Origin of the sequence: Mycobacterium sp. UM_11 (assembly GCF_001414075.1) — a bacterium.
Classification (GTDB): Bacteria; Actinomycetota; Actinomycetes; order Mycobacteriales; family Mycobacteriaceae; genus Mycobacterium.
Genome location: NZ_LATC01000066.1, coordinates 16,329 through 29,202 on the forward strand (window position 1 = coordinate 16,329; position 12,874 = coordinate 29,202).

The 12,874-nt window shown below is 68.1% G+C and carries 9 protein-coding genes and 1 pseudogene; 1 reads left to right on the forward strand and 9 read right to left on the reverse strand.

Annotated features, from left to right (window positions below):
* Positions 1-4: 4 nt before the first annotated feature.
* From fadD32 to glf, 9 genes are all read right to left on the reverse strand, one after another.
* Positions 5-1,903: a long-chain-fatty-acid--AMP ligase FadD32 gene (fadD32, locus tag WU80_RS16715; RefSeq protein ID WP_055403906.1), complete on the reverse strand. Its 1,899-nt coding sequence runs from the start codon at positions 1,901-1,903 to the stop codon at positions 5-7.
* A gap of 288 nt (positions 1,904-2,191) precedes the next feature.
* On the reverse strand, positions 2,192-3,202 hold the full coding sequence (locus tag WU80_RS16720; protein ID WP_055403907.1) for a cutinase family protein: 1,011 nt from the start codon (positions 3,200-3,202) through the stop codon (positions 2,192-2,194).
* Positions 3,203-3,388: 186 nt separating this feature from the next.
* Entirely contained in the window at positions 3,389-4,291 is a 903-nt protein-coding gene (locus WU80_RS16725) for an esterase family protein (protein WP_055403915.1), read from the reverse strand.
* A gap of 158 nt (positions 4,292-4,449) precedes the next feature.
* Positions 4,450-5,499 (reverse strand): esterase family protein, encoded by a 1,050-nt coding sequence (locus WU80_RS16730; RefSeq protein ID WP_055403908.1) that lies wholly within the window; start codon positions 5,497-5,499, stop codon positions 4,450-4,452.
* Between the two features lie 329 nt (positions 5,500-5,828).
* Complete coding sequence (aftB, locus tag WU80_RS16735) at positions 5,829-7,799, reverse strand: terminal beta-(1->2)-arabinofuranosyltransferase (RefSeq protein ID WP_304437996.1); 1,971 nt, start codon at positions 7,797-7,799, stop codon at positions 5,829-5,831.
* Complete coding sequence (locus WU80_RS16740) at positions 7,786-8,703, reverse strand: decaprenyl-phosphate phosphoribosyltransferase (protein ID WP_055403910.1); 918 nt, start codon at positions 8,701-8,703, stop codon at positions 7,786-7,788. The genes aftB and WU80_RS16740 overlap by 14 nt, the downstream gene beginning before the upstream one ends.
* Positions 8,700-9,236 carry a phosphatase PAP2 family protein gene (locus tag WU80_RS16745; RefSeq protein WP_055403911.1) on the reverse strand — a complete coding sequence of 179 codons (537 nt, stop codon included), beginning with the start codon at positions 9,234-9,236 and terminating at the stop codon, positions 8,700-8,702. The genes WU80_RS16740 and WU80_RS16745 overlap by 4 nt, the downstream gene beginning before the upstream one ends.
* Positions 9,229-11,124, reverse strand: a complete 1,896-nt coding sequence (locus WU80_RS16750; RefSeq protein WP_055403912.1) for a glycosyltransferase — start codon at positions 11,122-11,124, stop codon at positions 9,229-9,231. Before WU80_RS16750 ends, WU80_RS16745 begins: the two co-directional genes overlap by 8 nt.
* Positions 11,121-12,320 (reverse strand): UDP-galactopyranose mutase, encoded by a 1,200-nt coding sequence (gene glf / locus WU80_RS16755; protein ID WP_055403913.1) that lies wholly within the window; start codon positions 12,318-12,320, stop codon positions 11,121-11,123. The genes WU80_RS16750 and glf overlap by 4 nt, the downstream gene beginning before the upstream one ends.
* A gap of 267 nt (positions 12,321-12,587) precedes the next feature.
* Here glf and WU80_RS16760 point away from each other — a divergent pair.
* A pseudogene (locus WU80_RS16760) lies at positions 12,588-12,874 on the forward strand (PirG); the annotation flags it as partial.

Here is a 12,874-nt window from a genome sequence, read left to right on the forward strand (position 1 = left end):
GGGTTCAGTCGTTAGCGCCGGCGAAGGCCGTCGGCGATCCGACGCCGCTACGCAGGCTGCCGTCGAGGTAGGCGGCGCGGCACGCGCGGCGCCCGATCTTGCCGCTGGAGGTACGCGGGATCGTTCCCGCCTGCACCAGCAGCAGGTCGCGGATGGTCACCCCGTGCCGGACGGCGATGGCCGCCCGGATCTCGTCCGCGATCGGCTGGTAGTCGAGCTTGTGCGTGCCGGGAGCGCGCTCGGCCACGATCACCAGCTGCTCGGAGCTGTCCTCGGGGTCGTACTTGAGGCCGGTGTGCGGGTTGTCGAACACCACCTGCGGCAGCTGGTTAGCCGGGACCGAGAACGCGGCCACGTAGCCGGTGCGCAGGGCGCGGCTGGCCTCCTGCGCCGAGTACTCGAGGTCCTGCGGGTAGTGGTTGCGGCCGTCGATGATGACGAGGTCCTTGATCCGGCCCGCGATGTAGAGGTGGCCCTTGTGGTAGGTGCCGTAGTCGCCGGTCCGCACCCACATGCCGTCGTCCGGGGCGCCCTCGGCGTGCGACTGGCTGATGCGCGACTTGAGCAGGTTGCGGAACGTCTCGGTGGTCTCGTCTTCCCTGCCCCAGTAGCCGGTGCCCATGTTGTTGCCGTGCAGCCAGATCTCGCCGATCTGCCCGTCCGGTAGCTCGCTGGCGGTGTCGGGGTCGACGATGACGGCCCACTCGTCGACGCCGATGATGCCGGCGGAAACCTGCGCGACGGCCGTGGGCGCATCGGGGGCGACCTCGACGAAGCGCTGCTTGTTCAGCTCGTCGCGGTCGACGTGGATGACCGTGGGCGCCTCGTCCATGGGCGTGGTGGAAACGAACAGGGTGGCCTCGGCCAGGCCGTAGGACGGCTTGATCGCGGTCTCGCGCAGGCCGTACGGCTTGAACGCCTCGTAGAACTTGCGCATCGACGCCGGGGACACCGGCTCGCTGCCGTTGAGGATCGCCTTGACGTTGCTCAGGTCCAGCGGTGGCTCGCCGTCCTTGGGCACGCCGCGCACCGCGGCGTGCTCGAACGCGAAGTTCGGGGCGACGGTGACGACCTCACAGTTCGGGGCGTCTTCGGGCTTGCGCGCCATCTCCCGAATCCAGCGGCCGGGCCGGCGCACGAACGCGGCCGGGGTCATGAACGTGAAGTTGTAGCCGAGTACCGGCGACAGCAGCGCCGTGATCAGGCCCATATCGTGGAAGAACGGCAGCCAGGACAGGCCCCGGTCGCCCTCCTTGCCCTCGAGACCGTTGAGCACCTGCAGCACGTTGGTGGGCAGGTTCAGATGGGTGATCTGCACGCCGGTCGGGGTGCGGGTGGAGCCGGAGGTGTACTGCAGGTAAGCGATGGTGTTCTCGTCGGCCTCGGGCTCGACCCAGGTGGACGCCACCTCGTCGGGCACCGCGTCGACGGCGATCACGCGGGGCCGTTCCTTGGCCGAGCGCGCGCGGATGAATTTGCGGACGCCTTCCGCGGCCTCGGTGGTGGTCAGGATGGTCGACGGCGTGCAGTCGTCGAGCACCGCGTGCAGCCGGCCCACGTGGCCCGGCTCGTTCGGGTCGAACAGCGGCACCGCGATCCGGCCGGCGTACAGCGCGCCGAAGAAGGCGATGAGGTAGTCCAGGTTCTGCGGGCACAGGATGGCGATGCGGTCACCCGGCTGGGTGACCTGCTGCAGCCGGGCGCCCACCGCCCTGTTGCGGGCGCTGAAGTCGCGCCACACGATGTCGCGGTACACCCCATCGCGCTCGGTGGAGTAGTCGATGAAACGGTAGGACAGCTTGTCGCCGCGAACCCTCGCCCATTTCTCAACGTGCTTGACCAGGTTGGTGTTATCCGGGAACCTGATCTTTCCATTCACGATGAACGGGTTGTGGTACGGCATTCCGCTCTCCTGTCACGCCTGTTTAAGTCGGCGCCACGCCGACTTTCGTCCTATGGTCGGCGACGCCGACGGTTTCCCATCTCGACCGCGGGCCAGTCCTCGCGCGGCGCCACGGGCGCCGGCCTCCTGCTCATCCCAGGCCGGCTTCAACCAGGACCGGGTCCGCGACAAAGTCTCTAGCTCTTAAATTCCTCTTAATGTTAAGGGGCGGCCCGCAGCACACCAAATCACAAGGTACCGCTGATCTGCACCGGCAACGGGCTCCAAACCGCTGTGTCCCGCGGCCGGTCATCCATGTTTGGGGTGCGGCGCGTTGGTGATCAGTCCTTGCACCCAGTTCAGCGTCCAATCCGTCGCGGGCTGCCCGTCCAGATTCCAGAACTGGGTCGTCGCGTACAACGCGTGAATGGGCTGGCCGGCCCCGCCGGCCAGGGTGTTGAGCGTATTCGGCAGGTTGGCCACGCTGAACGCCTCGTCGGGGGCGGCGCAGATCAGGTCGCCCGGCGCGCAGATCTCGTTGGTCTTGTCGTTGAGCGCGCCGAATCCGCCGGGCCGCGCCCCGGTCATGGTCAGGCCCAGCCCGGACAGCACCGGCACCTCGTGCAGGGTGACCTCGGCGCCCTGCCCTGGCGGGTTGGGCCCGATGTCCTTGCCCACGTCGGGCTGGCGGCGGCCGTCCGCGATCAACGTCACACCCAGAACCAGGTCGTCATCGACCGGCCCGCGGCCGTTGCCGATATCGCTGGCGATGTCACCGGCGATCACCGCGCCCTGGGAGAAGCCCATCAGGACGTAGCTCGTCAGCGGGCACTTGGCGTTCATGTCCGTCATCGCCTGGACCGTCGCGCGGGTGCCCTCGGCGCGGCTTTCGTTGTACGACATCTGGGTGTCACCGCTGAGCGGGTTGTGGAACTGCGCGGTGTAGGGGGTGGTGTACACCTGCACCCGCGACGCGGGGAACTGCTGGGTGATCGACGCGGTCACCTTGTGCAGCAACGCGTTGGGGAATTGCATCGGGTTGAGCGGATCGTCCTGCGGGGCCGATTCCCAGGTGCCGGGGACGTTGACCAACTGGACATCCGGGCAGGACGCGTCCTGCGAGGCGGGCCGCGGCTTGTGCGGATGGGTGGTCGTGGACGGCGACGGCAGCACGCCGGGCGGCACCGCGCTGGGCGGCGATTCGCGGCCACGCAGCATGACGACCACGAGCACGATCACCAACAACACGACGCCCGCCATCGCCAGGGCGGCGGTCCAGGCGAGGGCTCGGTGGCGCTTGCGCCGGGCGTCGGTAGCCATGTTCTCCTGCTAACAGAGTCGGTGGATCGCAGCGAAATGGTCCTCCGACCCCCGCCGCACCCCCTACACGGTACCGGCTCGCAGGAGCGGGTCAGCCGGGCAGCGACCCGCTACCGAAATGGCGATCGCCGCTACCGAAATGGCGCCGACCCGCGGCGCCCGGCTTCGCCGCGCTTGCGATCGCCGCTACCGAATGGCGCCGACGATGTCCCCCGACATCGCGCCCAACTGCCCCGACCACGAGCCCCAGCCGTTGTCGCCGCCGCCGGGGAAGTCGAAGTGACCGTTGTGCCCGCCGTTGCTGCGGTACTGCTGGTAGAACTCGCGGGAGCTGCCCATGGCCGCGCCGGCCTGGCCGATCATCGCGGCGTCGTCGCCGCCCATGTTGGTCGGGCTGTAGACCCACACGCGGGTGTTGTTCTGCGCCAGCAGCGAGGCGTGGACGTAGGGGTCGTGCCACTTCCACCGGCCCAGCTGGGGTGCGCCCCACATGCCGTTGCCGTCGACGCCGCCGAACTGCTGCAGCCCGGCCAGGATGGCGCCGTTGTAGTTGGTGCTCGACGGGTACAGGAAGCCCGACAGCGAGCCGGCAAAACCGAAGCGGTCGGGGTGGAACGCGGCGAGCGCCATCGCGCCGTAGCCGCCCTGCGAGGCGCCGACGGCGGCGTGGCCACCGGGCGCCAGGCCCTTGTTGGCGGCCAGCCAGTTCGGCAGCTCGCTGGACAGGAACGTGTCCCACTGCTTGCTGCCGTCCTGCTCCCAGTTGGTGTACATGCTCCAGGCCCCGCCCGCGGGCGCCACCACCGAGATCCCCTTGCCGCCCAGCGTGTTCATCGCATTGCCCGCGGTGACCCAGTTGCTAACGTCCGGGGCCGCGTTGAAGGCGTCCAGCAGATAGACCGCGTGCGGTCCGCCCGCCAGGAAGGCCACCGGGATGTCGCGGCCCATCGCCGCCGACGGCACCATCAGGCTCTCGTACCCCGCCGCCCTGGCCTTGCCGGCCGGTCCGCCCGTCACGACGACACCGATCAAGGCGACCGCCAGCGCGGCCACGCAGACCGCCCGAAGAAGCGCCGACATACCCCGCACGACCCTCATGTCCACCCTCCATCGTCTAGTCGCTGTCTGCACATTAGCCAGCGCCGTAGTTCCCCCGCCCGCGGGGTAGTGAAACAAATCACACACCAAAACCACTGGCGGCGGAAACCCCGAGGGGTTCCCGCCGCCAGTCGCGTGATTTTTAGGGCTTAGGTGCCCTGGCCGTTGGTGCCGTTTCCGGCGGCCGCAGCGGCCGTGGCCGGCCCGGCGCCCGGGGTGGCACCCAGCGCCGACTGCAGGTCAGGCTTCATCGCCTGCAGCTGCGCGCCCCAGTAGGGCCAGTCGTGGGTGCCGTTGGCGTCGAAGTTCCACACCGCGTTGTTGCCACCGGCGGCCTTGTACGCGTCCTGGAACTTTAGGTTGGAGGTCCGCACGAAGCCCTCGAGGAACTTGGCGGGCAGGTTGTCGCCACCGAGGTCGGACGGCTTGCCGTTACCGCAGTACACCCAGATCCGGGTGTTGTTGGCGACGAGCTTGCTGACCTGCAGCGACGGGTCGTTGCGCGCCCAGGCCGGGTCGCTCGACGGGCCCCACATGTCGTCCTTCTTGTAGCCACCGGCGTCACCCATGGCGAGGCCGATCAGCGACGGGCCCATGCCCTGCGACGGGTCCAGCAGCGCCGACAGCGAGCCGGCGTAAACGAACTGGTTCGGGTGGTACGCGGCGAGGATCAGCGCCGACGACCCGGCCATCGACAGACCGACGGCGGCGTTGTTGGTCGACTTGACCTGCTTCTGCGCGGACAGGTACGCCGGCAGCTCGCTGGTCAGGAAGGTCTCCCACTTGTAGGTGGTGCAGCCGGCCTTACCGCAGGCGGGCTTGTACCAGTCGGAGTAGAAGCTGGACTGACCACCGACGGGCATGACGACCGAAATGCCGGACTGGTTGTACCACTCGAACGCCGGGGTGTTGATGTCCCAGCCGTTGAAGTCGTCCTGCGCGCGCATTCCGTCGAGCAGGTACAGCGCGGGCGAGTTGGCGCCACCGCTTTGGAACTGCACCTTGATGTCGCGGCCCATCGCCGCGGAAGGAACCTGCAGGTATTCCACCGGCAGACCGGGGCGCGAGAAGGCACCAGCGGTCGCCGAGCCCCCCACGGCGCCAATCAGGCCCGAGAGCAGCGCCGCGCCTGCGGCCGCCACCACGAGCCGCCGCGGCATGCCGGCCACGGCGCCGCGAAACCTGTCGACAAGCGTCATCCTTGCTTCCTCATCCTTCTTCGGCGCGCCCGTCATCCGGACGCGTCATGTGTGGGTCGTACTGCATACGATCTCCGCGCAGCAGTGCCCGTGTAGTCAACCACACCTTGAACCGTCGAGTCGCATCGAGGCGGGCCCGCAGAGCGCAATTCGGCCCCCGTCACCCGGCGTGTTCAAGGCGAAACCACGACGGCGTAAACGGCGTTTCCGCATGTGCTTGCGCACTATGGCCAGCAGGTTGAGCCCGAAATGTGATGTTGCTGGGAATTTTTCATTCGGCACGGTTCGTAACGATTTTGAGATCGGCCGAAAATTCTTCTGCGCGGGCCTTACTCGCGTGGTGGAGGTGGCGCCTCGGCGGGCACCGGCAGCCCGCATCTGGCGAGCTCGTAGCGCGGCACGCGGTCGATCCGGTACGTGGTGAATTCATAGGAATGCAGCAGGTTGGACAGGAACCGGTGGGGCGTCATGGGCGCGCGCACCGAACTCAGCACGGCCTGCGTCTCGGGGCATTTCAGGGCCGCTACCGCCTCCGCGACCCATTGCTCGTCCAGATAACCCGGAACACCGGGATGCACCTTCACCCACGGGCCGTCGGCGATCACCCAATCGGGGAAGAGGTTCTTGTCGTGCCCGATGCGGCCGTGCTGCAGCCGTTCCGTGTGCTGCGCAAGCGGATTCGCCAACCCGATCTGGTCGATCACCCGGACGTCGAGGCCGACGTTCATGCCCACCATGCCGAGGTTGGTGAAAAACACTGCGTGCTGGGGCTTTTGGGGGGCGCTACCCGGTGGCGGCTGGGCCATCGGCACCAGGTCCCACTGGATGTAATTGCCCGACGGCAGCAGTAAGGCCCCCTCCGGGGTGTTGTCCAGCGCGGTCAGGATGGCCGCCATCCGCGGATAGCCCAGGTAGTCGGCCGCGGTCAGCGGATGCGCGTGGCCGGTGGCCTGGGCGTAGAAGCGCCGCTCGTCGACGATTCCGGAGTAGGTGACGTGGGTGGCGTCGTCGCCCATCCCCGGCGAGTTCGCCGCCCACAGCGACCAGCCGGCCAGACCCAGCCACAGCGCGCTCGCCGCCCCGGCCACCCAGTACCCCGTCTCCCGCGAGTAGTCCTGGCCGTCCGGAATGGCCACCGGGATGACGGCGACCGGGGCCAGCAAACAGAACAGCGGTGCCAGCAGCACCCGTCCGTGCATGAAGTCGCCGCCTTGGCGGATCCAGTAGAGCGCCTGGATCAGACCGCTCACCAGGACGAAGGCCACCACCGCCGGGGGGCTCTGGACGGCCCGGGCCAGCCGCCCGTAGTCGGGGGCCAACGCGGGACGCAGGAACGAGGGCCGGCGGCGCGCGGCCAGCAGCAGCACGCCGAGCGGCACCAGGAGCACCACCGGCACCCATACCGCGTAGGGCGCGTCGAAGTTGGCCAGGTAGATCATGCCCTGCGACCACTTGTCGCCGGCCGCATCCTTGGCCAGGGCGGTCCCGGGGACCAGCAGGCCGTAGTAACCCATCCGGAAGATCTCGTAACCGACGGGCAGCAATCCGCCGGCGACCACGATCAGCGCCCGACGGCGCCAGCCGCGCGCGGCGACCAGCATCATGATCAGCGCCAGCCCACCCATCAGCGCCAGATCGGGCCGGACCAGGACGCTGAATCCGGCGACGAACGCCAGCGCGCCGACGAAGATCGGGCGATCGGGGCGGTTGCGCACCGGCTGCGCCCAGCAGACCATCATCCACCACAGCAAACCGAGATAGGCCAGCACCAGCCCGCTCTCCAGACCGGAGGTGGCGAAGTCACGAGCCGGCGGCAGCGCGACGTAGACCAGCGCGCCGGCCGGCAGCATCAGGGCCCTGCGGCCGCGCAGGCTGGGCGCGTACAACCGCGCGGCCCCCAGCATCAGCAGCGCCGCGCCCAGGACCGAAAGCGTCAAAGCCAGCGCCAGCGCCACGTATTCCATCCGCATCGGACCGCCCACCCAGGCCCCGGCGTACATCAGGTAGGTCCAGGCGGTCGACGTGTTGGCCTCCACCCGCTCGCCCTGGTTGAACACCGGCCCGTTGCCGGCGAGCAGGTTGCGCACGGTGCGCAACACGATGAGCCCGTCGTCGGCGATCCAGCGGCGTTGCCAAGCGCCCCAACCGAACAGGACGACGACCACCACCACGCTGACCCACAGGCTGACCCGCACCATCGGGGTGTAGGGGAACACCGGCCAACCCAACCGCCTGATGACCGGCCGGCCGCGCATCATCCGCGCTTTGAGGGCCTGCAGTTCGGGGCTAGCCGAAGGCAACGGCGGCTCCAACTGTCGCGATCCACGTCACCGCCAGCAGCTGCAACACCCGATCCCGCAACGCGATGTCCTCGGGCTCGCCGGCCAGCCCGCCGTCCACGTCGACCGCGTAGCGCAGGATCGCGATGGTGAACGGCACCATGGAGACCACAAACCAGCCCGCCGCGCCGTGTTCCCGGTCGAAGGCCCACAGCCCGTAGCAGACCACCAGCGCCGTGGCCGACAGCGTCCAGACGAACCGCAGGTAGGTGCTCGTGTAGTTCTCCAGGGCCTTGCGGATCTTGGCCCCCGTGCGCTCGGCCAGTTGCAGCTCGGCGTACCGCTTGCCGGCCACCATGAACAGCGACCCGAACGCCATCACCAACAGGAACCACTGGGTGAGGCGGATGTCGGTGGCCGCGCCGCCGGCGATGGCCCGCAGCAGATACGCCGAGGACACGATGCAAATGTCCATCACCGCTTGGTGTTTCAGGCCGTAGCAGTAACCCAGTTGCATCGCGAGGTAGACGGCCATCACCAGCGCCAGGTTGGGGGTGATCCACCAGCCGATCGCCAGCGAGGCGACGCCGAGCACCACCGCAAGGGCGTAGGCCAGCCACTCCGGCACCACACCCGCGGCGATCGGGCGGAACCTCTTGGTCGGGTGCTCGCGGTCGGCCTCGACGTCGCGCACGTCGTTGATCAGGTAGATCGACGACGCCGCCAGGCAGAACGCGACGAACGCGCCCAAGGCCGGGTAGGCCTTGTCCAGCACGTCGTGCAAGTGGTAGCGCACCGGCCCGCCCAGCGCGGCCAGCGGCGCGGCCAGCACCAGCACGTTCTTCACCCACTGCCGCGGGCGGATCGCCTTGACGACCCCGAGCACCACGTTGCCCGACGGCCCGGCCACCACGTCCTCACTCATTCGCCCACACCTTTCCCCGCCCGGCCCTGGAGCCGAACCGCGATTCGCGCGACGGTGGCGCCCAGGGCGATGCCGCACGCCACGTCGCTGGGATAGTGCACGCCCAGCAGCATCCGCGACAACGCCATCGGGGGAACCAGCAGGGCCGGCAGCGGCAGACCGGTGATCCGTCCCATCAGGATGGCCGCGGCGGTGGTCGAGGTGGCGTGCGCCGACGGGAAACTGAGCTGGCTGGGCGTGCCGACGTTGACCACGACGGCCGGATCGTGCGGCCGCTTGCGCCGCACCACCCGCTTGACCACCACGGCGGCGGCGTGCGCGGCGAACGCGCCGGCCCCGGCCACCAGCCAATCCCAGCGCCGCTTCGGCATCAGCAGGGCGCCGACCGCCGCCACGGCCAGCCACCCGATGCTGTGCTCGCCGAAGTGGGACAGGCCGCGTGCCACGGTCAGCACGCCGGGGCGGTCGGCCAGCGCGGATTGCACCGCCACCAGGGCCGCTACCTCACCGCGCGGGGGGACCGATTCAGGCATGCTCTCGCTCGGCGTGCGCGGGCAGCAGCGCCGTCTCCCACTTCTGCTTGCTGGACAGCACCGGCAACGCGTCCCGATAGATCTTGCGCATCTCGTCGAACCGGCTCGCCAGCCGGCGCTGCCGGCGCAGCGAGGCGAACAGCAGCCGGAACATCTTGCGCCGATCGCGTTGCCGGTAGACCACCCCGCACCCGTCGGCCGTCGTCACGGTGACGCCGTCGACCGTGCACAGCCGGAACCAGCGGGCGTCCTGGGTGGGCACGTTGTACTGCGGACGCCGGTGGGCTTCGGGGTCGGCCTTGGTCGCGTTGTGCGCGATGCCGCGGGCCAGCCGGTAACCGATCGACACCGGGTTCACCGGCGGCTTCATCGCCTTGGTCTTGTTCGACGGCGTCGGCAGCTCGCTGGCCGCCGGCAGCACGACCGCGTCCGGGTATTCCTTGCGCAGCCGGTGCACCTCGGGCAGCGCGGATTCCAGGATCGAGAAGATGTGCTCGGGGCCGGCCAGGAAGTCGTCGATGGCCCGGTTCTGGATCGCCACGGTCGAATATTCAAGGCAAGCAAGGTGTTTCAGCGTGGCCTTGAGATGGCTGCGGACCAGTCCGGTGATGTCACCGTCCCAATGCATGGCGGCGACCACCAGCCGGTTGCGCAGATGGAAGTACGCCTGCCAGTCGATGGCGTCATCCTTGTCGCTCCAGGCCATGTGCCAGATCGCCGCGCCGGGCAGCGTGACGGTCGGATACCCGTGCTCACCGGCGCGCAGACCGTATTCGGCGTCGTCCCATTTGATGAACAGCGGCAGCGGTTGGCCCAGTTCCTCGGCGACCTGCCGCGGGATCATGCACGTCCACCAGCCGTTGAAGTCGACGTCGATCCGTCGGTGCAGCAGTGCGCTGCGAGAGCTCTTGTCGTTCAACGGAAATTCCGCGAAATCGTGGTCGTACTCGGCGTGCGGCGCGGCGGTCCACATGAAGTTGGACTGGTTGACCACCTCGCCCATGATGTGCAGGTGCGACGGCTCCTGCAGGTTGAGCATCTGGCCGCCGATCAGCATCGGCCTCTTGGCGAAGCGGTGCAACGCCAGCACCCGCAGGATCGAGTCGGGCTCGATGCGGATGTCGTCGTCCATGAACAGAATCTGTTGGCAGTCCGTGTTTTTCAGCGCCTCGTACATCACGCGGCTGTAGCCGCCCGAACCGCCGAGGTTGGGCTGATTGTGGATGGACAGCCGGTTACCCAGGCCCGCGGCCGCCGCCGCGAAGTCCGGGTGATCGCGCACCTTGCGGACACCCTGGTCCGGGACGATCACCGCACCGATCACCTCGTCCACCAACGGATCCGCGGTGAGGTCGGCCAGGGCGTTGACGCAGTCGGCCGGCCGGTTGAACGTGGGGATCCCCACCGCGATGTTGGCCGTGCCGGGAGCGGGCTCGGTCGCATACCAGCCGCCGCTGACCAAGTTGACCGCGGTGTCGGTGGTGATGTCGAACCAGATCCAGCCGCCGTCCTCGAACGGTTTGAGCGGCACCTCGATCTCGACGATCGCCGGCTGCTCGTCGGTGCCGACGAACTGGCGGCCCTCCACCGAGATTCGCACCCCGGTGGCCTTGGTCCGGTACACGTCGACGCGGCCGGTTCCGGTCAGCTCGACCCGCAACACCACCGACGCGCAGATCGACCAGCGGCGCCAGTAGCTGGCCGGGAACGCGTTGAAGTAGGTGGCGAACGACACCTCGGACTCTTTGCCGATCTCCAGCGACGTGCGGCTGGTCGCGTGCGCGCGCCGGGCGTTGGTGGTCGACTCCTCCAGGTACAGCTTGCGCACGTCGAGGGGCTCCCCCGGCCGCGGCAGGATGATCCTGGAAAGCAGGCTTACAGCGGTCATCCCCCCGCGCCTTCCTCCACTAGGGCTTTGCCGTCGCGCAGGTGCGGCGCGATGGTGTTGTCGTACATGTTCAGTGCGCTGGCGATCGCCATGTGCATGTCCAGGTATTGATAGGTGCCCAGCCGGCCGCCGAAAAGCACTTTCGACGAAGCGGTTTCGGCCTTCGCACGCGCCCGGTACGCGGCCAGCAGGGCCCGGTCGGCTTCGGTGTTGATCGGATAGTAGGGCTCGTCGTCGTCCTCGGCGAACCGGGAAAACTCGCGCATGATCACCGTCTTGTCGGTCGGGTAATCGCGCTCGGGGTGGAAGTGGCGGAACTCGTGGATGCGGGTGTAGGGGACGTCGAGATCGTTGTAGTTCATCACCGACGTGCCCTGGAAGTCGCCGCGATCGGTCAGCACCTCGACCTCGAAATCCAGTGTGCGCCAGCCCAACCGGCCTTCGGCGTAATCGAAGTAGCGGTCCAGCGGGCCGGTGTAGACGACCGGCGCGTCGGGACTGTCGGCGCGCAACTGGTCGCGGACGTCGAACCAGTCGGTGTCCAGCCTGACCTCGATGCGGTCGTCTGCGGCCATGTTCTGCAGCCACGCCGTGTAGCCGTCGACCGGGAGGCCCTCGTAGGTGTCGCTGAAGTACCGGTTGTCGAAGGTGTAGCGCACCGGCAGCCGGGTGATGTTGGCGGCCGGCAGTTCCTTGGGATCGGTCTGCCATTGCTTGGCGGTGTAGCCCTTGACGAACGCCTCGTACAACGGTCGCCCGATGAGCGAGATCGCCTTCTCCTCGAGGTTCTGCGCGTCCTCGGTCTTGATCTCACCGGCCTGCTCGGCGATCAGCCGGCGGGCTTCGTCCGGGGTGAAGTACTTGCCGAAGAACTGTGACACCAGGCCCAGCCCCATCGGGAACTGATAGGCCTGCCCGTTGTGCATCGCGAACACCCGGTGCCGGTAGTCGGTGAAGTCGGTGAACTGCCGCACGTAGTCCCAGACCCTCTTATTAGAGGTGTGGAACAGGTGCGCGCCGTACTTGTGGACCTCGATGCCCGTCTGCGGCTCGGCTTCGGAATAGGCGTTGCCGCCGATGTGGGGGCGGCGTTCCACGACGAGCACGCGCTTCCCGAGTTGGGTAGCCACGCGCTCGGCAATGGTCAGGCCGAAGAATCCGGAGCCGACGACGAGGAGGTCGAAACGAGCGGTCATCGGTTGCTTAGGGTATCCGACCGCGTGGGCCTAACCCATTTGGCGAGGCCACGGAGTCCGCGATCGGCCGATTGACGAGGAGCGCGGGCGCCTCAGCCCGGCGATCACGGTCGGGGTCGCAATTACCTCACGATTCAATATCACCACTCTAGTCACAACAATCTCACTCGTACCATCGATTCTGTGTGGATCTCGCCGGGTGGAACCGGCGGGCCACACCGACACAACACAGTTGACGATTGAGTTGTCCAGATTGAGGAGACTTCCGTGCCGAACCGACGCCGACGCAAGCTTTCGACAGCCATGAGCGCGGTCGCCGCCCTGGCAGTGGCGAGTCCTTGCGCGTATTTCCTTGTCTACGAATCGACGACCGGCAGCAAGCCGCCCGAGCACCACGACTTCAAGCAGGCGGCCGTGATGAGCGACCTGCCGGGCGAGCTGATGGGCGCGCTGTCGCAGGGGCTGTCGCAGTTCGGCATCAACCTGCCCCCGGTGCCCGCGCTGGGCGGGGGTGCGACCAGCACCCCGGGCTTGACCCTGTCTCTTATACACAT